General features: G+C 70.1%; 21 protein-coding genes and 1 pseudogene. 16 read left to right on the forward strand and 6 right to left on the reverse strand.

Annotated elements, in window-relative coordinates; all coding sequences use genetic code 11:
• Positions 1–281 precede the first annotated feature (281 nt).
• Both SSMG_RS45300 and SSMG_RS11085 read left to right on the forward strand, forming a co-directional pair.
• Positions 282–482, forward strand: a complete 201-nt coding sequence (locus SSMG_RS45300; protein ID WP_158688005.1) for a hypothetical protein — start codon at positions 282–284, stop codon at positions 480–482.
• A 75-nt stretch (positions 483–557) separates the two neighbouring features.
• The gene (locus SSMG_RS11085) at positions 558–2,486 is read left to right on the forward strand and encodes an intein-containing Rv2578c family radical SAM protein (RefSeq protein WP_199785873.1); all 1,929 of its coding nucleotides are present in this window, start codon (positions 558–560) and stop codon (positions 2,484–2,486) included.
• A gap of 227 nt (positions 2,487–2,713) precedes the next feature.
• Here the strand turns inward: SSMG_RS11085 and SSMG_RS11090 are convergent.
• Positions 2,714–3,942 (reverse strand): IS3 family transposase gene (locus SSMG_RS11090; RefSeq protein ID WP_234392813.1). Its coding sequence is split into 2 segments (ribosomal slippage): positions 2,714–3,663 and positions 3,663–3,942, totalling 1,230 coding nucleotides; the frame shifts between segments, so codons are not numbered across the junction.
• Positions 3,943–4,555: 613 nt separating this feature from the next.
• Here SSMG_RS11090 and aspS point away from each other — a divergent pair.
• From aspS to SSMG_RS11115, 4 genes are all read left to right on the forward strand, one after another.
• Positions 4,556–6,352 carry an aspartate--tRNA ligase gene (gene aspS, locus SSMG_RS11100; protein ID WP_009075716.1) on the forward strand — a complete coding sequence of 599 codons (1,797 nt, stop codon included), beginning with the start codon at positions 4,556–4,558 and terminating at the stop codon, positions 6,350–6,352.
• Positions 6,353–6,404: 52 nt separating this feature from the next.
• The gene (locus SSMG_RS11105) at positions 6,405–7,346 is read left to right on the forward strand and encodes a DUF389 domain-containing protein (RefSeq protein WP_009075720.1); all 942 of its coding nucleotides are present in this window, start codon (positions 6,405–6,407) and stop codon (positions 7,344–7,346) included.
• A gap of 69 nt (positions 7,347–7,415) precedes the next feature.
• Positions 7,416–8,603, forward strand: a complete 1,188-nt coding sequence (locus tag SSMG_RS11110) for a hypothetical protein (RefSeq protein WP_037713318.1) — start codon at positions 7,416–7,418, stop codon at positions 8,601–8,603.
• Positions 8,604–9,322: 719 nt separating this feature from the next.
• Positions 9,323–10,174, forward strand: a complete 852-nt coding sequence (locus tag SSMG_RS11115; protein WP_037713320.1) for an SGNH/GDSL hydrolase family protein — start codon at positions 9,323–9,325, stop codon at positions 10,172–10,174.
• Here the strand turns inward: SSMG_RS11115 and SSMG_RS11120 are convergent.
• A complete protein-coding gene (locus SSMG_RS11120) occupies positions 10,140–10,895 on the reverse strand; it encodes a metallophosphoesterase (protein WP_009075728.1) in 756 nt (251 codons plus the stop codon). The genes SSMG_RS11115 and SSMG_RS11120 overlap by 35 nt on opposite strands.
• A 113-nt stretch (positions 10,896–11,008) precedes the next feature.
• Here SSMG_RS11120 and SSMG_RS11125 point away from each other — a divergent pair, with 113 nt between their 5' ends.
• Together SSMG_RS11125 and SSMG_RS11130 are read left to right on the forward strand one after the other, a co-directional pair.
• Positions 11,009–12,355, forward strand: coding sequence for a replication-associated recombination protein A (locus SSMG_RS11125; RefSeq protein WP_286157042.1), 1,347 nt, complete (start codon positions 11,009–11,011; stop codon positions 12,353–12,355).
• Between the two features lie 495 nt (positions 12,356–12,850).
• Positions 12,851–13,705: pseudogene (locus tag SSMG_RS11130) on the forward strand (NAD(P)-dependent oxidoreductase); the annotation flags it as partial.
• Here the strand turns inward: SSMG_RS11130 and SSMG_RS11135 are convergent.
• On the reverse strand, positions 13,695–14,594 hold the full coding sequence (locus SSMG_RS11135) for a hypothetical protein (protein ID WP_100266760.1): 900 nt from the start codon (positions 14,592–14,594) through the stop codon (positions 13,695–13,697). The pseudogene SSMG_RS11130 and the gene SSMG_RS11135 sit on opposite strands and share 11 nt — an antisense overlap.
• A 155-nt stretch (positions 14,595–14,749) precedes the next feature.
• Between SSMG_RS11135 and SSMG_RS11140 the strand changes: the two genes are divergently transcribed.
• The 8 genes from SSMG_RS11140 to SSMG_RS11175 all read left to right on the forward strand — a co-directional run bounded on the left by SSMG_RS11140 (position 14,750) and on the right by SSMG_RS11175 (position 23,356).
• Positions 14,750–15,154: a DUF948 domain-containing protein gene (locus SSMG_RS11140; protein ID WP_009075734.1), complete on the forward strand. Its 405-nt coding sequence runs from the start codon at positions 14,750–14,752 to the stop codon at positions 15,152–15,154.
• On the forward strand, positions 15,151–15,453 hold the full coding sequence (locus SSMG_RS11145; protein WP_037362888.1) for a hypothetical protein: 303 nt from the start codon (positions 15,151–15,153) through the stop codon (positions 15,451–15,453). Before SSMG_RS11140 ends, SSMG_RS11145 begins: the two co-directional genes overlap by 4 nt.
• Before the next feature lie 80 nt (positions 15,454–15,533).
• Positions 15,534–18,197, forward strand: a complete 2,664-nt coding sequence (gene alaS / locus SSMG_RS11150; RefSeq protein WP_009075737.1) for an alanine--tRNA ligase — start codon at positions 15,534–15,536, stop codon at positions 18,195–18,197.
• Positions 18,187–18,687, forward strand: a complete 501-nt coding sequence (ruvX, locus tag SSMG_RS11155) for a Holliday junction resolvase RuvX (protein WP_009075739.1) — start codon at positions 18,187–18,189, stop codon at positions 18,685–18,687. The genes alaS and ruvX overlap by 11 nt, the downstream gene beginning before the upstream one ends.
• Before the next feature lie 1,158 nt (positions 18,688–19,845).
• Positions 19,846–20,928, forward strand: coding sequence for an endolytic transglycosylase MltG (gene mltG, locus SSMG_RS44290; RefSeq protein WP_009075743.1), 1,083 nt, complete (start codon positions 19,846–19,848; stop codon positions 20,926–20,928).
• A complete protein-coding gene (locus tag SSMG_RS11165) occupies positions 20,915–21,778 on the forward strand; it encodes a shikimate dehydrogenase (RefSeq protein WP_009075745.1) in 864 nt (287 codons plus the stop codon). The genes mltG and SSMG_RS11165 overlap by 14 nt, the downstream gene beginning before the upstream one ends.
• 44 nt (positions 21,779–21,822) lie before the next feature.
• Entirely contained in the window at positions 21,823–22,389 is a 567-nt protein-coding gene (locus SSMG_RS11170; RefSeq protein WP_037713323.1) for a GrpB family protein, read from the forward strand.
• Positions 22,390–22,411: 22 nt separating this feature from the next.
• Positions 22,412–23,356 carry a D-2-hydroxyacid dehydrogenase family protein gene (locus tag SSMG_RS11175; protein ID WP_037713325.1) on the forward strand — a complete coding sequence of 315 codons (945 nt, stop codon included), beginning with the start codon at positions 22,412–22,414 and terminating at the stop codon, positions 23,354–23,356.
• Here SSMG_RS11175 and SSMG_RS11180 read toward each other — a convergent pair.
• From SSMG_RS11180 to SSMG_RS11190, 3 genes are all read right to left on the reverse strand, one after another.
• A complete protein-coding gene (locus SSMG_RS11180) occupies positions 23,353–24,849 on the reverse strand; it encodes an alpha/beta hydrolase (protein ID WP_009075752.1) in 1,497 nt (498 codons plus the stop codon). The genes SSMG_RS11175 and SSMG_RS11180 overlap by 4 nt on opposite strands.
• Complete coding sequence (locus tag SSMG_RS11185) at positions 24,846–25,661, reverse strand: serine hydrolase (RefSeq protein ID WP_009075754.1); 816 nt, start codon at positions 25,659–25,661, stop codon at positions 24,846–24,848. The genes SSMG_RS11180 and SSMG_RS11185 overlap by 4 nt, the downstream gene beginning before the upstream one ends.
• Positions 25,662–25,785: 124 nt before the next feature.
• Positions 25,786–26,055: an HPr family phosphocarrier protein gene (locus SSMG_RS11190; RefSeq protein ID WP_009075756.1), complete on the reverse strand. Its 270-nt coding sequence runs from the start codon at positions 26,053–26,055 to the stop codon at positions 25,786–25,788.
• Positions 26,056–26,082 lie beyond the last annotated feature (27 nt).

Here is a 26,082-nt window from a genome sequence, read left to right on the forward strand (position 1 = left end):
CACGCTGCTCCTCGACACGCCGACGCGATCCCGCGTTTCGGTCCGGTCTGATGCACCCTCGACTTAGCCAGCGCCACGGTGCGGTTCCTGTGTTCCATGCTGTCGACTGACGTGTTCGAGCAGGTGCGCGGGTCGCGCTGACCCTGTTCCGGAACGGCCGGTGCTCCCTCTGCGGAGCACCGGCCGTTTTTGTGTGCCGCCCCGCTCGCGGCCTGCCGGTGGGTATCCGTAAGGTTGCGCAGGGTAAAAGTAAGGCAAGCTTCCCTAAGAAAGGCGGTTCCATGGCGGATGCGCCCTCAGCGCGGGTGATCTCCTCATCCGGCGGCGTGGCTTCGGCGGAGTGGCTGGCCGGCGGCTGCGGCGGGACGGTGGATTACCTGGTGGACGCGGTCTTCAACTACCCGACGCTGTCCGAGGCGTACAAGGTGGCCGCCCTCGACGCGACGAACAAGATCCGCGCGCTGGAGCGCTTCGCGGGCTGAGTGCCGCCTCGCTCGTTCGAGGGGTGTTCGAACATATGTTTGACAGTGCTTTAGAACATGTGTTCGACTGTAGGGGTGCGTTGGGAACAGTTGCGAGCGGGGAAGGAGGAGCCGGCACTCCCCGGTCTCGGTGCCTTCGGCGATGTGGTGCGCTCGGTGCGCGCGCCGGAGTTCGGCGGCGTCACCTTTCACGAGGTGCGCGCCCGGTCCGTGCTGAACCGGGTGCCCGAATCGTCCGCGGTGCCGTTCCGGTGGTCGGTCAATCCGTATCGCGGGTGTTCGCACGCGTGCACGTACTGCCTCGAAGGCGACACGCCGGTGCTGATGGCTGACGGCCGCGCGAAGCCGATCGCCGAGCTGCGGGTGGGCGACCGGATCATGGGCACGCGCGGACACGGCGTCGCGCGCAGGCTCGTGCCCACCGAGGTGCTCGCGCACTGGACCACGGTGCGCCCGGCGTACCGCGTCACACTCGATGACGGCACGCGGCTCGTCGCCGGGCCGGACCACCGGTTCCTCAGCTCGCGCGGGTGGAAATACGTCACCGGCAGCAAACTCGGCACCGCGCAACGGCCGCACCTGGAACCCGGCACCGAACTGGTCGGCGGCGGCCGCTTCGCCCGCACGCCGGACGACACGCTCGGCTACCGCGCCGGATACCTGTGCGGAATGCTGCGCTCCGGCGGTTTCGCCGCGGAAGCGGACGCCGCCACGCGAGCCCTGACGTACCTGCCCGACTTCGGCTCGTCGGTCGGCTTCATGCGCATCCCGCGCGAACCGGACGCCCAATGGGCGCGCGGTTTCCTGGCCGGGCTCTTCGATCTCGCGGGCGGCTACCGGCGCGGCACGCTCTCCATCGCGCACGACGAGAACGAAGTCGTGGACACGATGTTCGCCGCACTGGACCGGTTCTCGTTCAGCTACGACACCGTCGGCCACCGCCAGCACCCCGGCCGCAGACAAGCCCGGCTCACCGGCGGCACCGGCGAGGTGCTGCGGTTCCTGCACCTGGTCGACCCGGCCGTCGAATGGAAACGCTCCCTGGACGGCACCGTCATCGGCGGCGTCCGGCGCACCGTCACCAGCGTCGCGCCGATGGGGCTGGAGCTGCCGCTGTTCGACATCACCACCGGCACCGGCGATTTCATCGCCGACGGGATGGTGTCGCACAACTGCTTCGCCCGGAACACCCACACGTACCTGGATTTCGACGCCGGCCGGGATTTCGACACCCAGGTCGTGGTCAAGGTCAACGCCCCGGAAGTGCTTGCCGCGCAACTGAAACGACCGAGCTGGCAACGAGAACCGGTCGCGATGGGCACGAACACCGACCCGTACCAGCGCGTCGAAGGCCGTTACCGCTTGATGCCCGGGATCATCCGCGCGCTGGCGGACTCGGGCACCCCGCTGTCGATCCTCACCAAAGGCACCATGCTGAGCCGGGACCTGCCCCTGCTGGAATCGGTGGGCAAGGACGTCCCGGTGCACCTCGCAGTGTCACTGGCCCTCTTGGACGGCGACCTGCAACGCCGCCTGGAACCCGGCACCCCGACGCCCCGCGCCCGCCTGGACCTGATCCGCAAAGCCGCCGCGGCGGGCCTGCCGTGCTCGGTGATGGTCGCGCCAGTGCTGCCGTACCTGACAGATTCGCCCGAAGCCCTGGACCCGCTTTTCGCCCAACTCGCCGAAGCTGGTGCGACCAGGGTGACCGTCCTGCCCTTGCACCTGCGCCCCGGCGCGCGGGAATGGTTCGCCGCGTGGCTGAAACGGGAGTACCCCGAACTGGCCCCGCGATACCGCCGCCTGTACGCCCAAGGAAGCTACGCCGCCCGCGGCTACCGAGAACGGTTGGCAACGGTGGTAGCCCCACTCCTGCGACGGCACGGTCTGGACCCGCGCGCGCCGAGGGCGCATGCGGAAACCCGGACGGACCCGGACCCGCCGGGGGAGACGGAGGTGCCGGAACAACGAGCGGGGGAGGCGGAACAACTGCGCTTGCTGTGACCCGCGGGCCATGCCGCATCGGAGGCTTTGGCGCGGCGAGCAGGGGAGCGCCGCTGCGATGGTCGCCGAACCTGGCTGCAGTACTTCAGGCCAGCGCGCTGCGTGGCGTGTGTCGTTCGGGCCAACTTGCTGCGTGGCGTGAGTCGTTCAGGCCGACTCGCTGCGTGGCGTGAGTGCTTCAGATCAACTTGAACCGCCCCGGGTTCGGTAGAGACTCGTTGTTGGGGTCAGGCGACCAGACTGATCAGGTCGCCGTCCTCGTACAGGGTCTCGAATTCGACGGGTGGCCGGTCGCCGCATGCTCCGTGGAGGCGCTGGGTGTTGTACCACTCGATCCACGCGGCAGTCGCGACGTCGACTTCTTGCTTATTGTGCCATGGCCCGTTCGGTTTAATCAACTCGGTTTTGTAGAGCCCGATGGTGGATTCCGCGAGCGCGTTATCGAGGGCATCGCCGACCGTGCCGATCGACGCGTCGATACCGGAATCAGCAAGATGCTGCGTGAATCGGAACGACGTGTATTGACTTCCGGCGTCGGAATGGTGGATCAGCTTGTCCTGCCCCTTTCGCCATCGGTAGTCCCGATGACGCAGTCCCTGCTCGATCGCGTCGAGCACGAGGTCGGTTTCCTTGGACATGCTCACGCGCCAGCCGACGATCCTGCGGGAGAACACATCGATCGCGAACGCGACGTAGACGGTGCCTGCCCAGGTCGCGACGTAGGTGAAGTCCGCTACCCGCAACCGATTCGGTGCACCTGCCGTGAACTGGCGGCTCACCAGGTCCGCGGCGCGGGCACCGCCGGGATCGGACACCGTGGTGCGCACCTTCTTCCCGCGGACCGCGCCGGCCAAGCCCATCGCGCGCATCAGTCGTTCCACCCGGCCCCGGCCCGCCCGAACGCCTTCCCGGTTCAGCTGACGCCATACCTTCCGGGCACCGTACACCAGGTAATTCTCGTCGTACACGCGCTGAATTTCCTTCTTCAACTCCTCATCGCGAACTTCCCTCGCCGACATCGGACGGGAAAGCGCGGCATAATAGGTGGACGGAGCGATCTTGATCCCGAACTCGGTCAGCACGGCACAGATCGGCTCGACTCCGAACCGGTCCCGATAATCCGTGATGAACGCTACGAGCGCGGCGGTCGAGGGTCGAGCTCCCTCGCGAAGAAAATCGATGCCGCTTTCAGGATCTCATTCGCCCGGCGCAACTCACGATTCTCACGCTCGAGCTCGCGCACCCGCTCCGACTCCGCAGTCGTGACACCCGGCCGCGCACCCTGATCGGTCTCAGCCTGCCGCACCCACCGGCGCAGCGACTCGGCCGACACCCCCACCTTCGCCGCGATCGACGTGATCGCCTCCCACTGCGACGAGTACTGCTCTACCTGCTCAAACACCAACGCAACCGCGCGCTCACGCACCTCACGCGGATGCCTCGAAGACCGGCCCATAACTCCATCCTCACTCACACGATGGAGCCTCCATCAAACCCGGGGCGGTTCAACTTGCTGCGTGGCGTGAGTTCTTCGGGCCAACTTGCTTCGCGGTGTGAGTCGTTCAGGCCAACTCGCTGCGCGGCGTGAGTACTTCAGGCCTGGCCGCTGCCCGGCGTGGCCGGACGGGCCCGGGGGCCGCCCGCCCACGCCCAGCGACGAACGACGTCCACCCGCCTCGTCGGCGGAGGTGTACGTCGCGCGCCCGCCCGGCGCTTCGGCTTGCTGCCTTGTCAGCCCGAGCGATATCTGCCGAGCGCGCCCCGAGCCCGGTGCCCGGCTCGAGCAACCGCCCCGAACAACGCTCGAACCCCGCCGCTCCCGCCAAACCCGAGCCAGCCCCATCGAGTCCGCCGCCCGCGAACCCAGCCGCAAGCGCGGCCAGGCTCGGCCAGCAGCCTCGACCAGCCCCAACTCCCGCCTCCGGCACCCGGCCCGCCAGCCCGGACCCAAACCTGCCCGCGCCCCCGGACACCGAGTTCGTTAGCCTCTGTATCCGGCGAAATGCGTGTTCCACCGAACCCGCACCCCGCCGCACCCGAACCTCGTGGACTTAGGGAGAGCAGTCGCAGTGCTCCGCACTCATCAAGCCGGCACTCTGCGTGCCGGGCAGGCCGGTCAGACCGTCACCCTCACCGGCTGGGTGGCGCGGCGGCGCGATCACGGCGGAGTCATCTTCATCGACCTCCGGGACGCCAGCGGCGTCGCGCAGGTCGTGTTCCGCGAGGGCGAGATGGCCGAGCGCGCGCACGCGCTGCGCTCCGAATTCTGCGTGAAGGTCGTCGGCGAGGTGTCGAAGCGGCCCGAGGGCAACGCGAACCCGGACATCGCCACCGGCGAGATCGAGGTCCTCGCCACCGAGCTGGAAGTGCTGTCCGAGGCCGCTCCGCTGCCGTTCCCGATCGACGACCGGGTCGACGTCGGCGAGGAGGTCCGGCTCAAGTACCGCTACCTCGACCTGCGCCGCAGCGGCCCGGCGGCGGCGATCCGGCTGCGCAGCGAGGTCAGCCGCGTCGCGCGCGAGGTGCTGCACGCGCAGGACTTCGTCGAGATCGAGACGCCGACGATGACCCGCTCCACCCCGGAAGGCGCCCGCGACTTCCTCGTGCCCGCGCGGCTCAAGCCCGGCTCCTGGTACGCCCTGCCGCAGTCGCCGCAGCTGTTCAAGCAGCTGCTCATGGTCGGCGGCATGGAACGCTACTTCCAGATCGCCCGCTGCTACCGCGACGAGGACTTCCGCGCCGACCGGCAGCCCGAGTTCACGCAGCTCGACATCGAGATGAGCTTCGTCGAGCAGGACGACGTCATCGCGGTCGGCGAGGCGATCGTCAAGGCGCTGTGGAAGCTGATCGGCCACGAGATCGCCACCCCGATCCCGCGGATCACCTACCGCGAGGCGATGGCGAAGTACGGCTCCGACAAGCCGGACCTGCGCTTCGACCTCGAGATCACCGAACTCACCGACTTCTTCTCCGACACGCCGTTCCGCGTGTTCCAGGCCCCGTACGTCGGCGCGGTCGTCATGGCCGGCGGCGCCTCGCAGCCGCGCCGTCAGCTCGACGCCTGGCAGGAGTGGGCGAAGCAGCGCGGTGCGAAGGGCCTGGCGTACGTCCTGGTCAACGAGGACGGCACACTCGGCGGCCCGGTCGCCAAGAACCTGTCCGAGACCGAGCGCGCGAACGTCGCGGAAGCCGCGGGCGCGAAGCCCGGCGACTGCATTTTCTTCGCCGCGGGCAAGGTTTCCGCCGCCCAGCCGCTGCTCGGCGCCGCGCGCGACGAGATCGGCCGCAAGCTCGGCCTGATCGACGAGGACGCCTGGTCGTTCGTCTGGGTCGTGGACGCGCCGCTGTTCGCGCCGGTCGAGGACATCGGCGACGACGTCGCGGTCGGCTCCGGCAAGTGGACCGCCGTGCACCACGCGTTCACCTCGCCGACCCCGGAGTGGATCGACAAGTTCGAGCAGGACCCGGGCAACGCGCTCGCCTACGCCTATGACCTCGTCTGCAACGGCAACGAGATCGGCGGCGGCTCGATCCGTATCCACCGCGAGGACGTCCAGAAGCGCGTGTTCGCGCTGATGGGCCTCGGCGAGGAGGAAGCGCAGGAGAAGTTCGGCTTCCTGCTCGAGGCGTTCCAGTTCGGCGCGCCCCCGCACGGCGGCATCGCGTTCGGCTGGGACCGCATCGTCATGCTGCTGGCCAAGGCCGACTCGCTGCGCGACGTGATCGCGTTCCCGAAGACCGGCGGCGGCTACGACCCGCTCACCGCCGCGCCCGCGCCGATCACCGCGCAGCAGCGCAAGGAAGCCGGGATCGACGCGAAACCGGCTGTCCCGCAGAGCAAACCGGCTGCCGCCCAGGAGAAGTAGTGGCCGCGCGCAGCGGGTCCGGTGAGGGCGGCCGGCGAGGCGGGGCGGGCTAGTGCTGCATCTCAGGGCGATCTGCCCTCCGGAGAGCACTGACGAGGCGCTCAAGCTGCTGTACACCCACCCGGGCGCGGCGCATTTGATCGTGCACCGCGGGGCGTCCGTCTCGCCCGAGGGCGACCTCATCGAGGCGGACATCGCGCGGGAGGCGGCCGACGACATCGTCGACGCCTTGTGCACGCTCGGCCTCGACCGCACCGGCGGCATCACCATGGAATCGCTGGACACCGCGCTTTCCGACGCCGCCGACGCGGCCGAGGAAGCCGCTCCCGGCGAAGGCGCGGACGCGGTCGTGTGGCAGGAGCTGCTCGGCCGCACCGGCGAGGAATCGCGGTGGAACGCCACGTTCCAGGCTTTCCTCGCCATCGCGTGCCTGCTCGCCGCGGTCGGCGTGCTGACCGACTCGTCGGTGACGATCGTCGGCGCGATGGTGGTCGGCCCGGAGTTCGGCCCGCTCGCCGCGATCGCGGTCGGCATGGTGCTGCGCCGCTGGGACCTGGTGCGCCGCGCCGGGGTCGCGCTGGCCGTCGGCTTCCCGGTGTCGATGGCGATCACGCTGCTCGGCGTGCTGCTCGGCAGCTCGGCCGAGTTGTTCGATCCGCACGCGATAGTGAATAACCACCAGGTCGATTTCGTGTACCAGGTCGGACCGGCGTCGTTCGTGGTGGCATTGCTCGCCGGGGCGGCCGGAATGCTCGCGATGACGTCGGCGAAATCGGCCGCGCTGGTCGGCGTGTTCATTTCGGTGACGACGGTGCCCGCGGCCGGTTACGCCATGGTCGCGGCGGTCGCCGGACGGTGGGACCGGACCGGTTTTTCGGTGCTGCAGCTGCTGGTCAACCTCTTCGGAATCGTTCTTGCTGCGGCCATTGTGCTGATAGTTCGCCGACGCAAGCAACGTTCCGCGGCGTTGCTGCGTCCGCTTTCCCGTGGGTGATTCCGGGCGCGTCCCGGCGCCCGGAACGTTGTGGTCATGGTTGCTCAGTCACGAGTAGGGTCGGTGACAATGACAGTCGACACCTCCTCCGCCGGCGACGCTGGAGTCCGGGCGGAAGCCGGGGAACTCGCAGTCGCCGCGGCCGTCGCGGCGGGCGAGGCGGTGCTCACGCGCCGGTTCGGGAGCGCGATCACCCTGGTCTCGCCCGAACACCTCTCCGGAAGCGGTCCGGCGACGGTCGTCCGGGCCCGGGTCGTGTCTTCCTCCTTCGCCCTGCCGCGCACGCTCGTGGTCAAGCACTATCCCGACCCCGCGGAACCCGGCCGGGTCGATCCGTTCGCCCAGGAAGCCGTCAGCTACCAGCTGTTCACCGCACTGGCGCCGGACGAGCGAATGTGCCCGGAACTCCTGGCCCACGACGGCGGCCACCGCGTGCTGGTGATCGAGGACCTGGGCCGCGCGCCGACCCTGCAGGACAAGTTGGCCGCCCGCGACTCCCGGGCAGCCGAACGAGCCCTCCTGTCGTGGGCCCGCTCGCTGGGCCGCCTGCACGCCAGCACCGCCAGCCGGGAAGCCGATTTCAACGCCCTGCTGCGCCGTTTGGGCGGCCCGATCCGAACCGACGACGACGGTCTGACGGACCTGGCCGAGGACGTCGAAGAACTCCTCTCGGAGTTGCTGGACGTGCCCGTCCCGGAGTCAGTGCGCGAACGCCTCGCCGAAGCCGTCGCCCAAGCCCGGTCACCTGCCTTCCGCGCCTTCAGCCCCGTCGAACTGGCCCCGGAAAACAACCTGGTCACCGGCTCGGGAGTCCGCTTCCTGGACTTCGAACGCGGCCGCGTCCGCACCGCCTTGGTCGACGCCTCCTGCCTCCGGCTGCCGTTCGTGTCGGACCCCCGCGCGATGGCGCTGCCCGCGGGCATGAGCGAAGCGATGATCGCCGCCTGGCGAGCCGAAATCGTCGACGTATGGCCCTCCTTCGCCGACGACGTCGAGCTGGCGAAGCAACTCACCATCAGCGAAATGCTGCAGGTCTGGCAAATCACCCGCGAACTGCTCCCGGGCCTGGACCTGACCAGGCACGCGACCCCAGTAAGCCGCGAAGCCGCCCTGGTCACGTGGTGGCGCGAACTGGCACGGCACGCGGGCTACTCGCGCCTGACCGAGGTCGCCGAACACTCCACCCGAGTCGCCGCCGCCCTGGCCGCCCGCCTGGGCCCGCACGCCGACCTGGCCTTCTATCCCGCCTTCCGCTGACCCCCCCCGCACCTGCCCGCCCGTCCGTGAGGGCCACCTTCACGGACTCTGAGTCCCTCAGGGTTCCCCTCACGACCCGCCTGCGTCCGCGAGCCGGGCCCCCAATGTGGCATTGGTTGCGTCAGACGCACCGAACGCCACATTGGGTGCGTCGCATGCACCCAATGCCACATTGGGGCGCAATGCCCGCCTACCGCGAACCCGCCGCCGATCCCCGCACCGCGCGCACCTCGTCATTCGCCGCAGCCGGTGCACCCAACGCCGCTCTAGCCGCACGCCGCGAGCCACACGACCCCACCACCCAAGCTGCCGCCGCCGCACCCACGCCACTTCGGGCGCTAACCGCACGTCGCGTCCACCACCGCAACCACACACCCAAGCCGCGCAACAAACCGCCGCCGCTGCACCCAACCATCGAGGCACCGACCAAACCGCCGCCGATGCACCCAACTCCGGGGGCACCCAGCCCTCCCCCAACCCCGATACGAAGCCTCTCTGCGGTTCGGGGGTGCTTGTCAAGGCATCTTTCCCGCCTTGACAAGCACCCCCGAACCGTCAGCACAATCAAACTTCGGGGTGCCCCACGCAACCCAGGCGGCAATGTCGCCGCCAGGCGACGAGCCGACAGAACCCCCAAACCAACCACCCAGTACCGGAAGTTCCCACCTCCGTCCATACCGCGTTACCTCCCCATCACCAGCGGTGAGCCTCAATACCGGATGGTCTTGGTCGTGACCGTGATCAGCGTCGGAGTCACCCCACCCGCAGAACCAGCCCCGGCCCCCCACCCGAAAACCCAGCCCCGCCGAGCGACCCGCCTGGCAGTCCTAGGCGACTCGACCGCGGTAGGCCTAGGCGACCCCCTCCCCAACCGCGGCGGATGGCGCGGCGTGGGCCCCTTGGTCGCAGAAGCACTGGGCATCGACGAATCCGGCTACCTGAACCCGTCCTTCACCGGTGCCCGCATGTCCTGCGTCCGCACCGACCAACTACCGCAAACAATCGCCCACCGACCGGACATCGCCCTGGTCGTAGTAGGGATGAACGACACCCTCCGCCCCGACTTCGACCCGGACAAGGTCGCCGCGGACCTGACCGCGATCGTCCGCGAACTGGCCGCAGTCGGGACCACCGTCCTCCCGGTACGTTTCCACGACCACAGCAAGGTCTTCCGCCTCCCGCCGTCCCTGAAGCGAGCCCTCAGCGCCCGCGTGCGGGAACTGAACGAGGCGATCGATCGAGTGGTGGAAACAGAAGGCATCGGCTGCCTGAACCTGGACACGCTCCCCGGTGCCTACGACCTCACCGTCTGGAGCGTCGACCGCCTGCACCCCTCCGAACTGGGCCACCGCCTGCTCGCCGAAGGTTTCGCGAACCTGGCCGCGGCAGCCGGTTTCGAGGTGCCGCAGCCGGTAAGCCTTGTCTGCTCCGGCGGCGTCGAACCCAGCGCAGCCGCCCACTTCGGCTGGCTCGTGGCGAAGGGCGTGCCGTGGCTCTGGCGGCGCGGACGCGAGTTCCTGCCTTACGCGGCGGTCATCATGTGGCGTTCGTTCCGCGAGCGCGTGGGCTGAATACCCGCAACGCCTCCGCATCCGACGCGGGATTCCGTACGAAATAGTCGTTCCAGTCCTGGATTCCGGGATACTCCGACCGGTCCGCCAGCGCCCGGCACACGGCTTCGGCGTCGTAAGCGGTACGCCGCAACTCGACGCCAGGGCCGAGCCGCGCCCAGTGTGCACCCGTTGTGCCGTAAGGCATTCCGACGCTGCCCGGGTTCAGGATCCGGCACCGGTCGGCCAACCGCAGGAACGGCATGTGGGTATGCCCGCACACCACCGTTTCCGCCGTGACGCCGTCCAGAACTTCCGCCCAGCGCGACAACGGGCTGTCCACGAGCGCGACCTCTTCGTCGTCGCGCGGAGTGGCGTGGCAGAACAGCACCTCGCCGAGGCCGTCGATTTCCAGCGTCACTGTCAACGGCAATCCGGCGAGCAGCGCCACTTGGTCCGGTCGCAGCTGTGTCGCCGCCCACGGCCCGATCGGGTCCGGGATCTGGGTGGGGCCGCCGCCGGCGAGGGTGACGAGTTCGCGGTCGGCGTTGCCGCGCACCCACACCGCGCGATCGCCGAGCGAAACCAGCCGGTCGAGGGTTTGCCGGGGGAGCGGTCCGGCGGCGTGGTCGCCGCACAGGACCACCAGGTCGGCAGCCTGGACGTCGGGTTCGGCGAGGACCGCGTCGAGCGCGGGAAGCACGCCATGGATGTCGGACAACACCGCGACCGAGGAGACCATCGCCCCAGTCTGCCCCTCCGGCCGCGCCGCGGGGCCGGGCGAGCGGGATTGTCGGGGTGGTCGGATACCGTCGTGAGGTGGCACAGGACGAACTCTTCACGGTGAACCCCGACGTGGGGCCGCCGCCGGAACCCTCCGGAGCGAACCAGGCCGAACTGCAGGCCGACCCGGCGACGTCGCCGCTCGCGGTCCGGATGCGGCCGCGCACGCTCGACGAGGTGGTCGGGCAGCAGCACCTGCTGCGGGAAGGGGCTCCGCTGCGCCGCCTGGTCGAGGGGGCCGCCCCGGCGTCCGTGCTGCTCTACGGCCCGCCCGGCACCGGCAAGACCACGCTGGCGAACCTGGTGTCGATCGCCACCGGCCGCCGGTTCGTCGCGATGTCCGCGCTGTCGGCGGGCGTCAAGGAGGTGCGCGGCGTCATCGAGGAGGCGCGGCGACGCCGGCAGTACAACACCGAGAACACCGTCCTGTTCATCGACGAGGTGCACCGGTTCTCCAAGACCCAGCAGGACGCGCTGCTCGGCGCGGTCGAAGACCGGACCGTGCTGCTGGTGGCGGCGACTACGGAGAACCCGTCGTTCTCGGTGGTGTCCCCGCTGCTGTCGCGCTCTTTGGTGCTGCAGCTGCGGCCGCTCACGGACGACGACATCGTCGCGGTGCTGGAGCGCGCCTTGGCCGACGAGCGTGGGCTCGGTGGCGAACTCACGCTGACAGACGACGCGCGGGCGCACCTCGTGCGGCTCGCTGGCGGGGATGCGCGGCGTGCGCTCACCGCGCTGGAGGCGGCTGCGGATGCTGCTTCCGCGACGGAGAACAAGACGATCGATCTGGCCGTGGTTGAGTCCACTGTGGACAAAGCGGCGGTGCGTTACGACCGCGACGGTGATCAGCACTACGACGTGATCAGTGCGTTCATCAAGTCGATCCGCGGGTCGGATGTCGACGCGGCGTTGCATTACCTGGCGCGGATGATCGAGGCGGGGGAGGATCCGCGGTTCCTCGCGCGGCGGCTGGTGGTGCACGCGAGCGAGGACGTCGGGCTGGCGGATCCGACGGCGTTGCAGGCGGCGGTCGCGGCGGCGCACGCGGTGCAGTTCATCGGGATGCCGGAGGGGCGGCTCGCGTTGGCGCAGGCGACGATACATCTCGCGACTGCGCCTAAGTCGAATGCGGTGGTTACGGCTATCGATTCGGCGTTGAGTGATGTTCGGGCTGGGGCTATCGGGACGGTGCCGCCGCATCTGCGGGACGGGCACTATGCCGGGGCCAAGCAGTTGGGGAATGCGCAGGGGTATCGGTATCCGCATAACGTGCCGGAGGGGGTGCTGGCGCAGCAGTATCCGCCGGATGAGCTGGTGGGGCGGGATTATTACGAGCCGACTCAGCGGGGTGGGGAGCGGACCTTGGCGGAGCGGGTGCCTCGGTTGCGGCGGACTGTTCGGGGGGAGCGGCAGGGGTGAGTCGGGCGGCTCGTCGCCTGGTGGCGACATTGCGCCGGAGTGGTTGCGTGGGGCACCCCGAGAGCCGATTGTGCTGACGGTTCGGGGGTGCTTGTCAAGGCGGGAAAGATGCCTTGACAAGCACCCCCGAACCGCAGGGCGGCTTTGTATCGGGGTTGGGGGAGGGGTGGGTGCCCCCGGGGTTGGGTGCAGCGGCGGCGGTTTTTCCGCGGTTTGGGTGCTGCGCTGTTTGGCTGCGGCGGTGGCGGTTGTTGCGCGGCTTGAGTGGGTGGTTGCTGTTGGGGCGCGGTGTGCGGTTTGCGCCCCAATGTGGCATTGGGTGCGTGGGATGCACCGAATGCCACATTGGGTGCGTTACACGCACCAAACGCCGCGTTGGGTGGGTCTGAGGTGGTTGTGACGGAGGGGGAGGGTCCGGTTTCCCGTTAGTGTGGTCGAGGGCGGCGCTGGGGGAGCGCTGATCGTGCCGAGTCGCAGGGGTGGCGGCACGATGGCCGGATGACCACAGTCGCATTCTTGGGCACCGGGATCATGGGCCGTCCGATGGCCGCCAATCTTGCTCGCGCTGGGGTGAGCGTGCGGGCGTGGAATCGGACTCGGGCTAAGGCTGAGCCGCTGGGCGCGGAGGGCGTTGCCGTTGTCGAGTCTCCTCGCGAAGCGGTGAAGGGGGCTGATTTCCTCGTCACCATGCTTTCGGACGGGCCTGCGGTCGCTGAAGTCTTTCGCGGGCTCTCGCTGGAACCGGGGACGATTTGGCTGCAGACCAGCACCGTGGGGGTCGATTGGGTTGATCGGCTTGCTGAGGCGTCCGTCGCGGCCGGGGTGCCGTTTGTCGATTGTCCGGTGATGGGGACGAAGGGGCCCGCCGAGCAGGGGCAGCTTCAGGTGCTCGCTGCTGGGCCGGACAACGTGCACGACGGGGCGGCGGAGGTGTTTGACGCCATCGGCTCCCGGACCCGCTGGCTCGGTACTGAACCTGGGACGGCGACGCGGCTCAAGCTCGTGATGAACGCGTGGATTCTCGCGCTCACCAACGGCACCGGGGAGAGTCTCGCCCTCGCGAAGGTGCTGGGGGTGGATCCGCAGTTGTTCTTCGACGTCATGAGCGGCACCGGGTTCGACGTGCCGTACGCGCGGGCGAAGGGACCCATGATGCTGTCCGGCGAGTATCCGGCCAGCTTTCCGGCATCGCTCGCGGCGAAGGACGCGCGGCTTGTCGTGGAGGCTGCGGGGCACGCGATCGACGTCGGCGGGGCTGCGGCCGCGTTGGCGCATCTGGAAGCCGCGGTCGAGGCGGGGCACGGTGAGGACGACATGGCGGCGGTGTACGAGGGGATCGTCAAGCGTTGAGCAATGACGCGACCCGGTCGACGCCGATGCCGGAGACGAGCAGGCGTTCCTTCGCGTTGCCGAGCAGTCGTGCGGTCCAGGGGGTGAAGCCGCCGTCGCCGACGGGGGTCAGGCCGGTGCCGAAGTCGGCGGTGACGGTGAAGCAGAGGCCGGAGTAGTAGTCGCGGCCTACCGCGCGGTCTGGGGCAGCTGAGACGGCTACGTCGGGCAGGGCGTCTTGCACTGAGTCAGCGAAGTCGGCGAAGCGGGTGTCCAAAGTGGTCACTTCGAAGCCTGCGGCATGGGCGCCGGCGGTGCGTACCGCGGTGGTGAGGAAGCGCGCGTGCTCGATCAGGTGCTCGCGTTCGAAGGACCGGTTGCCTCGGTCGCGACCGGCGGTGATGGCTGCGAAGAGGGAGAAGTGCGCGAAGAGTCCGGGGGCCGGAGGTTGGGCTCGGACGACGCGTTGCACGGTGGTGAGCCGGACTGGCGAGGAGCCGGTGCGGCGGAGTGCGGCTTCCAGGGCGAGTCCGTTCGTCGGGTCCGCGGCGACTTCGGTGCCGCGGCCGGTGGGGACGACGCGGTGCTGGGCCAGTCCGGCCACTGTGGAATGGGTGCCGAGCGGGGCGACCGGGGAGAGGGTCACCCGTTCGAATTCCGGCGGCGCGGCGGAAAGCAGGGAGTCTTCGACCCGCCGCAGTACCTCGAACGGCAACGGCGCGGGCGTGGTGAAGCGGTCCTCGCGGTAGCGGCGCAGGACATCCGGCCCGCGCAGTTTCGCGGCTCGGCGGCGGGCTACTTCCAGCTGCAGCGTCGTCAGGTCCGCGCCGGAAAGGCCGGCGAGCACGTCGGCGGCGGGGCCGCCCGGTCCGGCGAGCACGCGGGGGAGCGGGCCGTTCGAGGAGTCCATCCGGCGAGGAGACCAGGCCGGACGAGTTTCCGCGAACGGTTTTCCGCGAACGGCGACTGCGCTGGGTGACCACTGCGGCGGGGGGTCCCCGCCGAGAAGCGCCGCAGGCGGTAACCTCACACCACCTAAGACCCCGCACCACCCGAGGAGGGCCCGTGTCGGCAGGGCAGATCGCCGCGCTGATCGCCGCAGGAGCTTTCGTACTGCTGGTCTTGCTGCTGGCGATCCCGCTGCTCAAGCTCGGCCGCACGCTGGACGAGGCGACGATCGCGATCCGCAAGGCGCACGAGAACAGCGACCCGATCCTGATCGGGGCCAACGAGACGATCACGCACGTCAACACGCAGCTCGAGCGGGTCGACGGGATCACCGCGAACGCACAGGCGGTGAGCGGCAACGTGTCCGCGCTCTCGTCGGTGTTCACCGCGACGCTCGGCGGCCCCCTGGTGAAGACCGCCGCGCTGTCGTACGGGATCAGCAAGGCCCTCCGCGCGCGCCGCAAGAAGCAGGAAGCCAAGGCCTCGAAGGCGCAGCGCCCGGCCCGCCGGGGGAAGAAGTGAAGCGGCTGTTCTGGCTCGGGGTCGGGGTCGTCGCGGGAGTCGCGCTGAGCCGCAAGGCCAGCGAAACCGCTCGTCAGGCCACGCCGGCCGGGTTAGCATCGAACTTGGGCGACGCCGTGCGGGAACTCGCGGGCGCCGTCGGTTCTTTCGGCGCCGAGGTGCGCGCCGGGATGAACGAACGGGAACAGGAGCTGCACGACATGGTCGAGGAGCGGACCGCCGCCGTCGCGCCGCCTTCGGGTGCGGGCAGGCACGCCGCACGTCGCCCCGCCCGGCGAGCTCGCCGGGCGGAGGGCTGATCTCCGCGCGCCTTCCGCCGCCTCCGACCCCCGTTTCCTTTCCCGGCCGAATCCGGGTCTCCAGCACAAGGACTTCACCCGTGGACACACACGAGATCACTGACCGTTTCCTGCGCCACTTCGAAAGCCGGGGCCACACGCGCGTGCCGAGCGCCCCGCTGATCCTCGACGACCCGAACCTGCTGTTCGTCAACGCGGGCATGGTCCAGTTCAAGCCGTATTTCCTCGGCGAGGCCCCGCCGCCGTACCCGCGCGCGACCTCGGTGCAGAAGTGCGTGCGCACGCCGGACATCGACGAGGTCGGCAAGACCACCCGGCACAACACGTTCTTCCAGATGGCGGGCAACTTCTCGTTCGGCGACTACTTCAAGGAAGGCGCGATCGAGAACGCCTGGGAGCTGATCACCAAGTCCCAGGACGACGGGGGCTTCGGCCTCGACCCGGACCGGATCTGGGCGACCGTCTACGAGAAGGACAGCGAGGCGGCCGGGCTGTGGCGCAAGCTCACCGGCCTGCCCAGCGACCGGATCCAGGTCCGCGACGGCAAGGACAACTACTGGGACATGGGCGTGCCCGGTCCCGGCGGCCCGTGCTCGGAGATCTACTACGACCGCGGCCCCGCGTACGGCCGCGAAGGCGGCCCGGTCGCCGACGAGGACCGCTACATCGAGATCTGGAACCTCGTCTTCATGCAGGACGTCCGCGGCGACCAGAGCCCGAAGCTGGGCCACCCGCCGATCGGCGAGCTGCCGAAGAAGAACATCGACACCGGCATGGGCGTCGAGCGCGTCGCGACGATCCTGCAGGGCGTCGAGAACGTGTACGAGACCGACCTGGTGCGCCCGGTGATCGGCCGCGCCGAGGAGTTCTCCGGCCGCCGCTACGGCGCCAACCACGCCGACGACGTGCGCTTCCGCGTCATCGCCGACCACGCGCGCACCGGCGTGCTGCTGATCGGCGACGGCGTCACCCCGGGCAACGACGGCCGCGGCTACGTGCTGCGCCGCCTGCTGCGCCGCATCGTCCGCTCCACGCGCCTGCTGGGCGTGCAGGAGCCGGTGCTGCAGGAGTTCGCGAAGGTCGTCAGCCAGACCATGGGCCCGACCTATCCCGAGCTGATCAGCGGCTTCGACCGGATCTCCGAGGTCGTGCGCGTCGAGGAGGAAGCGTTCCTCGCCACCCTCACCAGCGGTTCGCGCATCTTCGATCTGGCTGCGGCCGAGACGAAGAAGGGCGGCGGCGACGTGCTCGCCGGCGACAAGGCGTTCCAGCTGCACGACACCTACGGCTTCCCGATCGACCTGACCCTCGAAATGGCGGCCGAACAGGGCCTGACCGTCGACGAGGCGGGCTTCCGCACGCTCATGGAGGAGCAGCGCAAGCGCGCCAAGGCGGACGCGGCGGCGCGCAAGAGCGGCCACGGCGACCTGTCCGAGTACCGCAAGGTCCTGGAGCAGCACGGCGAGACCGAGTTCCTCGGCTACACCGAACTGCAGGCGGACGCGAAGGTCGTCGGCCTGCTCGAAGACGGCCTGCCGGTGCGCAGCGTCGCCGCGGGCCGCAAGGCCGAGCTGGTGCTCGACCGCACCCCGTTCTACGCCGAGAGCGGCGGGCAGATCGCCGACACCGGCGTCCTGGTCGGCGACGGCGTCGAGCTGAAGGTGCTCGACGTGCAGAAGATCGTGCCCGGCCTGTTCGTGCACCGCGTCGAGGTGACCCAGGGCGAGGTCGGCATCGACACCCGGCTCACCGGATCGGTGGACGCGAACCGCCGGCTCTCGATCGAGCGCTCGCACTCGGCGACGCACCTCGTGCACGCGGCGGTCCGCGGCGCGTACGGCAAGCGCGCGGCGCAGGCCGGTTCGCTCAACGCGCCGGGCCGGATGCGGTTCGACTTCACCACGCCGGGCGCGGTGTCGACCGACATCCTCACCGAGGTCGAGCAGGAAGTGAACGACTACCTGCAGACCGACGTCGAGGTGCAGAGCTACACCACGACCAAGGACAAGGCGCTCGAACTGGGCGCGGTCGCGCTGTTCGGCGAGAAGTACGGCAACGACGTCCGCGTCGTCGACATGGGCGAGTACTCGCGCGAGCTGTGCGGCGGCACGCACGTCGGCCGGATCGGCCAGCTGGGCCTGGTCAAGCTGGTGTCGGACGCGTCGGTCGGCTCCGGCGTGCACCGCGTCGAGGCGCTGGTCGGCCCGGACGCGCTGAAGCACGTCCGCAAGGAGCAGCTGCTCGTGTCGCAGCTGGCGAACACGTTCAAGGTGCCGTCGGACGAACTGCCCGGCCGGATCGAGGACGTGCTGTCCCGGCTGAAGAACGCCGAGAAGGAGATCGAGCAGCTGCGCACGCAGCAGGTCCTCGGCTCGGCCGGCGCGCTGGCGGACAAGGCGCAGGACGTCTCCGGCGTCTCGGTGGTCGCCGAGGTCGTGCCGGACGTCGACGGCAACGGCCTGCGCGCGCTCGCCTCCGACATCCGCGGCCGCCTCGGCGACCGCCCCGGCGTGGTCGCGCTGTTCGCGCCTTCGGGGGAGAAGGTGGCCTTCGTGGTCGCCACGACCTCGGCGGCGCGCGACAAGGGCATCGCGGCGGGCAAGCTCGTGCCGTCGTTCGCCGAGGCGATCGGCGGACGCGGCGGCGGCAAGCCGGACATGGCCCAGGGCGGAGGCAGCAACCCGGCGGGCGCGGAGCAGGCCGTGACGGCGCTGCGCGCGGCGGTCGCGAACCTTGGCCGCTAACCCCCGGAGAGGCCCGGATCGGCCCGGCGAGTCCGATCCGGGACGGGGCAGGCGGCTCGCGGTCGACGTCGGCTCTGTCCGGGTGGGGGTCGCGCTGAGCGATCCCGCCCCCGTCCTCGCGAGCCCGCTCGTTACCCTCTCCCGTGATGCGAAGGACGACAGCGATCTGGACCGGCTTGCCGAACTCGTCACCGAACACGAGGTGGTCGAGGTGATCGTGGGCTTGCCGAGGACGCTGGCGAACCGGCAGGGCGCGGCCGCGGACCTCGCGCTCGCGTATGCGGAGAAGCTCGCCGGGCGCGTGGGGGACGTGCCCGTGCGGCTGGCAGACGAGCGGTTGACGACGGTCACCGCGTCGCGAATGCTGTCCCAGCGGGGGGTCAAGGGACGCAAGCAGCGCGCCGTGGTGGACCAGGCAGCGGCAGTCGAGATCCTGCAGGCCTGGCTCGACGCCGCCGCCGCGCACCGCGCCCGGAAAGGCGACTCATGACCGACCCCCGCGGCCCCGGCAACCCGGGTGGCCGCCGTCGGCTGCGCAACCCCGACACGCCGGAGATGCCGGACCCCGCGGCGGGTCCCGGCGCTCCGGGCGGGCGGCGCAGGCGACGCGAGCCCGAAGACGAACCGCCTCCTCGTCGCGCGCCGGAAGGCATGCCGCCCGGGGAACGGCGACGTGCGCGTGGCGACGCTCCTCAGCGTCCGCCCGCGGCGGAAGGACGCCGACGCGCTCCCGAAGGACCGACCCGTCGCGTCGAACCGGATGCGGTGCCTCCTCCGCCTCCTGCCGAACCGCCGCGTCGCCCGGCCGCCGACGTGCCGCCGACCCGGCGCCGTCGTCTGGCGCCGCCGCAGGACCGGCCGATGCGGTCGACGGAGGACTGGGACTTGCCGCCGCACGCGGCCGACGACCTTCCGCGCGCCCGGCCGCGCCGCATCACTCCGGGCGAGGCCCCGGCGGCCGGGAACGACCTGCCGCCCGCGGACGTCGAGCCGCCCGCCGGTCGACGCCGTCGCCGCGAAGACGTTCCCGCCGCCCCGTCGACGTCGAGCCGCCGTCCGGCCGCCGTCGCCGGGACGACGTCGACCTGCCGGTGGACGCGGCCGCTCCGGGCCGTCGCCGGGCGCCGGAGATGCCGCCGCCCCCACCGGCCCGGCGCGCTCCCGCTCCGCCGCCGGACGGCTCCCTGCCGCCGGATCCCCGGTTCGCCGAAGCTTCGATGCCGCGTGATCCCCGGTTCGCGGACGCGTCGATGCCGCCGGACCCGCGCTTCGCCGAGGCCTCGATGCCGCGTGATCCCCGGTTCGCCGACGCTTCCATGCCGCGCGACCCGCGTTTCGCGGACGCGTCGATGCCCCGCGATCCGCGCACCCAGCCGCCGCGCCGGCAGCCGGTCGAGCAGCCCACCGAGGTGATCCCGACCGTGCCCGACGCCGCGCACGAACCGGAGCACCCGGGGAGCAGCACATCGACGGCCTCTTCGAGGACGAGTACGACGAATACGGCGAGTACGAGGACTACGACGAGGAGTACGACGGCTACGACGAGGACGGCTACCCCGCCGACGACGGGGCCGAGCCGCCGGTCGAGGAGCCGCCCGCGAAGAAGCCGCGCAAGAAGCGCAAGCGCGCGATCGGCTGGATCGCCGCGCTGCTCGTGCTCGTCCTGCTCAGCGGCGGGGCCTATTTCGGGTACCAGAAGATCTTCGGCTACGCGGACTTCGACGGCCCCGGCGACGGCGACGCGCTCGTGCAGGTCGAACAGGGCGACACGACGTCCGCCATCGGTGCGAAGCTCACCGACGCGGGCGTGGTCGCGAGTTCCCGCGCGTTCGTGAAGGCGGGCGCGGAGAACACCGCGCTGAGCAAGATCCAGCAGGGCTACTACCTGCTGCGCCAGCACATGTCCGGCGAGGGCGCGGTCGACCTGATCACCTCGCCGACCGCGCGCGTCGGGCGGCTGGAAATCCGGCCGTACACGCAGTTCGACGACATCACCCAGCCCGACGGCAAGGTCACGCCGGGCGTGTACAGCCTGATGTCGAAGGCTTCGTGCGCGACTATGAACGGCAAGAGCACCTGCGTCCCGGTGGCCGAGCTGCGCAAGACCGTCGCGGACGCCGATCTCAAGGCTCTCGGCGCGCCGGAGTGGGCGCTGGCCGACGCGGGCAAGGCGCTGAGCAAGGACAAACGTCTGGAAGGCCTGATCGCGCCCGGCGTGTACGACGTGAAACCCGGCTGGAGCGCGACCGAGCTGATCACCGACCTGGTGAAGCAGTCGGCCGATTCGATCCAGGCGGCCGGGCTCACCGCGCAGAACACCGGGCCGGGGATGTCGCCGTACCAGACGCTGATCATCGCGTCGCTCATCGAGCGCGAGGCGATCAAACCGGACTTCGGCAAGATCTCGCGGGTGATCTACAACCGGCTCGCGCAGCGCATCCGGCTGCAGCTGGACTCGACGGTCAACTACGTGCTGGACCGCCCGACGCTGCTCACCAAACCCGAGGACCGGGCGAAGGCCGGACCGTACAACACCTACGCCAACTACGGTCTCCCGCCGACGCCGATCGCGGTGCCCAGCATGGACGCGATCAAGGCCGCGGTCAGCCCGACTCCCGGCGACTGGGTGTACTTCGTGAAATGCGAGAAGGACGGGCATTCCTGCTTCGCGGTCACGAATGACCAGCACAACGAGAACCGGCACCTGGCGGAGCAGCGTGGCGTCATCTGACCGGCCGCGCCGCGCGGCGGTCCTGGGCAAGCCGGTGGCGCATTCGCTGTCGCCGGTGCTGCACCGCGCGGCGTTCGCGGCGCTCGGCTTGGACGGCTGGACCTACGACCGGGTCGAGACGGACGCCGCCGAACTGCCCGGGTTCGTCGACGGTCTCGGCCCGGAGTGGGTCGGTCTCTCGGTCACCATGCCGGGCAAGCGAGCCGCGCTCGACTACGCCGCCGAGGTCACCCCGCGCGCGGCCGCGGTCGGGGCGGCGAACACGCTCGTGCGGCGTCCGGACGGCTGGCTCGCCGACTGCACCGACGTCGACGGGGTGACCGGTGCCCTGAAGTGCGCCGGCGGTTACTCGCCTTCCGCGAGCGACCAGGCCGTGGTGCTCGGAGCGGGCGGGACGGCCGCGGCTGCGGTGGTCGCATTGGCCGCGCTGGGCGTCGCGAGGGTGCGGTTAGTGGTGCGGGAACCGGCGCGGGCTTCGGAAACCGTGGACGCGGCCAAGCGGGCGGGGCTGGACGTGGACGTGCTGCGCTGGTCCGAAGCGGACTTCGCGGAGCTGGCGGACACCACGGCGGTGCTGGTCAACACGGTGCCGCCGGACGCGGTCGTGCCGCACCTGGCGGAACTGTCCCGGATCGGCAGCGTGCTCGACGTGATTTACCACCCGTGGCCGACGCCGCTGGCCGAAGCGGTCGGACAGCGCGGCGGACGGATCGCGACCGGGCTCGACATGTTGCTGCACCAGGCATTCGGGCAAGCGGAGCATTTCACCGGACAACCGGCGCCACGCGAGGAAATGCGGGTGGCGCTGCGCGAGGCGAGCGGAAACATCCTGCCGTTGCCGATTTCCTGATAGCCTGGTCGGCTGGTTTTCAGCTGACGTCAGGGGGAATCACTGTGTCCAGCCAAAAGTTCAGCGAGGAAGAAATCCAAGCGGCGTGGGTCGGAGAGGCTCCGAAACACGACTCCACCATCACGCTCGTCGAGTATGACCCGGAATGGCCGCGGCTCTACGAACGCGAGGCGGCGCGGATCCGCGAGGTGCTCGGGGACCGCGTCGTGCTGCTCGAGCACATCGGATCCACGTCGGTGCCCGGCCTCGCCGCCAAGCCGGTCATCGACATCCAGCTCGAAGTGCCCGCTTCCGACGACGAGGCGGCATATGTGCCCGATCTCGAAGCCGCGGGCTACCGGTTGGTGATCCGCGAGCCGGACTGGGAAAAGCACCGCATGTTCAAGGGTCCGGACACGAACATCAACCTGCACGTCCATTCTCCGGGCAACGGCGAAACCGAACGGCATCGGCTGTTTCTCGGCCGCCTGCGCAGCCATCCGGAGGAACTGGAGCTGTACCTGGCGAAGAAACGCGAACTCGCCGCGCGGACCTGGGAGTACGTCCAGAACTACGCGGACGCGAAGGGCGACGTGATCAACGAGATCATCGAGCGGGCGCGCAACGCCTGACCCGCGGGTTACGGTGGGCGGCATGAAGATCGCGATCCTCGACGACTATCAGAACGTGGCTCTCCAGTGCGCCGACTGGGCGCCGCTCGGGGCGGAGATCGAGGTGTTCACGAAGCCGTTCGCCGGGCCAGACGACGTGGTGGCACGGCTCGCCGGGTTCGACGTGGTGGTCGCGATGCGCGAGCGCACGCCGTTCCCGGCCGCGGTGCTCGACCGGCTGCCCGCGTTGAAACTGCTGGTCAGCACCGGTCGCCGGAACGCGGCGATCGATCTGGACGCGGCCAAGCGCGGCGGCGTGGTGGTGTCCGCGACCGGGGCCCTCGCGTCGCCGACGGTGGAACACACGTGGGCGCTCATCCTGGCCGGCGCGCGCAATCTGCCGGTGGAGTTCCGTTCGATGCGCGAGGGCGGCTGGCAGGTTGGCCTCGGAATGGCCTTGAAGGGCAAGACGCTCGGCCTGCTCGGGCTCGGCAGGATGGGGTCCGAGGTCGCCCGGATCGGCCAGGCGTTCGGGATGGAACCGATTGCGTGGAGCCAAAACCTCACGCCGGAGCGGGCGGCCGAACACGGCGTCACGGCAGTGTCCAAAGAGGACTTGTTCGCGCGGGCGGATGTGCTTTCGGTCCACTTGGTCCTGTCCGAGCGCACGCGCGGATTGGTCGGTGCCGCCGAATTCGCCGCGATGAAGCCGACCGCGCTGCTGGTGAACACCTCGCGCGGGCCGATTGTCGACGAGTCGGCGTTGCTGGATGCATTGCGCGGCAAGAAGATCGCTGCGGCCGCACTGGATGTCTACGACGTGGAGCCGCTGCCCGCGGACCATCCGCTGCGGACGTTGGACAACGCGATCCTGACCCCGCACATCGGGTACGTGAGCCGGGAAACCTACGAGATTTTCTACGGCGGCGCGGTGGAGGACATCGCCGCGTTCCAAGCGGGCGAGCCGATCAACGTGCTGAACGGCTAGGGGAACGGCCGGACCTCCGGCGGGTAAACCGTCCCGTCCGGAGGCACGGTCAAATCCGCGAAATACCGGGCCATCGCGGCGGAAGCGGCCGTGCTGGGCACGTCGAGCGTGGTGTGCCCGGCGCCGTCCACCACGACCACATGGCCGTCGCCGAGTTCCCGCGCGGTGGCCTGGGCGTTGGCGAGCGGCGTGACCGGGTCGTTCCGGTTGGCCAGGATCAGGATCGGGTGCTGGCGCGGCCGGTTCCACGGCCCGAGGTACCGGTCCTCGTCCCGCGCGGGCCAGCCGACGCACTGCGCCATCGAAAACACTGGTGCCACCCCGAAATACGGCTGCCGTTTGGCTTCGGCGGCGGCGAGTTCGGGGTACTTGGCGGTGTCCTGCGGGAGTTCGCTGTCCAGGCACTGCACCGCGAGGAACCCGGGCGAATGCGTGGGCACGCGCGGGTCGAGCACCGGCGCGGGGGAGACCGGCGACGACGGCACCAACCCGGCGAGCGTCTTCGCGAGGCGCGGCCACCGGGACGATTGATACAGCGCGCGGTCGATCGTTTCCAGTAACGACGAGACCGTCATGCCGCCGACCGGACCATGCGTCAGCCGGGCGAAAATGGCGGCGAATTTCTGTTTCAGGTCACCGCCGGCGAATGCGCATTTGCCCGGTCCAGCTGCGGCGCAGGCGGCGAAGAACGCCTCGAGTTCCTGTTGCTGTGCAGTCGCGACGTCGGCACGCACGTCGACCGGCTTGTCCTGCTGTCCCGGCTGTCCGGTGGCGTTCGCGACGAGGTCGAGCGTCCCGTCGAGGACCATCGCGCGCAGCTTGTCGTGGAACAGGTTCGCGTAGGTGCCGCCGAGATACGTGCCGTACGAGTAGCCGTAGAAGTTCAGCTGCTTCTCGCCCAGCGCCTGGCGGAGCAAATCCAGGTCCCGTGCGACATTCGCGGTCGACAGATGCGACAGCTCGGCGCCGGTGCCGGCCGCGCAAGCTTTGCCGACGGCTGCACTCGCTGCCCAGAACGCCGCGCTGTCCCGCAACGGCGAACCGGCCGCGGGCGGCGTCCCCGGGCACTGCACCGGAGCGCTGCCGCCGATCCCGCGCGGATCGAAGCTCACCAGGTCGAATTTGGCCCGCAGCTCCTCCGGATACCGCGGGCCGAACCGCATCAGCTCGCCGACGCCGTCGGTGCCCGGCCCGCCGAAATTGATCACCAGCGACCCGACGCGGTGCGCGGGATCGGTGGCGGGCAGGCGAATCACCGAGAGATTCAGCTTCGCGCCGCCGGGATCGCGATAGCTCAACGGAACCGGCGCGATCGCGCATTGGAAACCGCCGTGGCACGGCGCCCAGTCGAGTTTGGGGGCCGCGGCACCGTTGGTGCCCATTGGCAGCGGGGCGTTCGGGGCGGGCAATGCCTGCGGCGCTTGGGTTTGCGCGGCCGGTGCGGAACAGCTCGCGACGAGCAGCAGCGCGGCCAGCGCGGCCCGGAATCTCACGCGGAGAGTTCCGCCAGCACGGCGTCAGTAAAGGGCGGCCACACTTGCGCGGCCCACGGCCCGAACGACCGGTCGGCGAGCGCGACGCACGCGTGGCCCGCTTCCGGGTCCACCCACAGGAACGTGCCGGACTGCCCGAAGTGGCCGAACGTGCGCGGCGAACTGTTCGCGCCCGTCCAGTGCGGGCTCTTGTGGTCGCGCAGTTCGAAGCCGAGACCCCAGTCGTTCGGCTTCTGGTGCCCGAAGCCGGGCAGCACGCCGTTCAGCCCCGGGAACGCGATTTCGGTGGCCGCCTTCAGGGTTTCCGGCGCGAGCAGCTTCGGGGCCTGCAGTTCCGCGGCGAACCGCAGCAGATCGTCCACTGTGGACACCGCACCCGCGGCGGGAGAGCCGTCCAGATGGGTCGACGTCATGCCGAGCGGTTCGAACAGCGCTTCCCGCTGGTATTCGGCGAACGCGATGCCGGAATGCTCGGCGAGCGCGTCGGCGAGTTCCTCGAACCCGGCGTTGGAGTACAGCCGGCGCGTGCCCGGCTCGGCCATCGCCTTGTGCGCGTCGAAGGCGAGCCCGGAGGTGTGCGCGAGCAGGTGCGCGACGGTGGACCCTTCCGGTCCGGCAGGCGTGTCCAGTTCGACGACGCCCTCTTCGATCGCGATGTGCGCGGCGTAGGCGGTGAGCAGCTTGGTGACCGACGCGAGCCGGAACGGGCGGGCCGGGTCGCCGTGGCGTCCGCGCACCTCGCCGGAAGCGGAGACCACCCCGGCCGCGGCGTTGTCCACTGGCCATTCGTCGATCAGGCGCAGACTCTCCATGCCCGCCAGCGTAATAGGGCCCGCGCGGGGACCGGTTCGCAGTGCCCGGACGCGACGAACCGTGTGGGGCCCCGGAGGTTCCGGTGCCCCGCACGGTCCGTGTTTTCCCCGTGGAGCGGTATCGCTACTGAGCGTCGAGATCGGTGGCGACCAGTTCGGCGACGGCCTCGACCGCCGCCTCGGCACCGTCTCCTTCGGCGCTGATCACGACCTCGTCGCCGTAAGCGGCGGCGAGGGTCATCAGGTTGAGGACGCTGCCGGCGGCCACCGGTTCGCCGCCGTTCTTGGCGATCTGCACCGCCACGGGCTGGGCCGCGGCCGCCTTGGCGACCAGAGCGGCCGGACGGGCGTGCAGCCCCACCTTGCTGGCCACGGTGACGCGTTTCTCCGGCATGGGGTACCTCTCTTGCTGGTTTTCGGG

It is taken from the genome of Streptomyces sp. AA4 (assembly GCF_000158875.1).
Lineage (GTDB): Bacteria > Actinomycetota > Actinomycetes > Mycobacteriales > Pseudonocardiaceae > Amycolatopsis.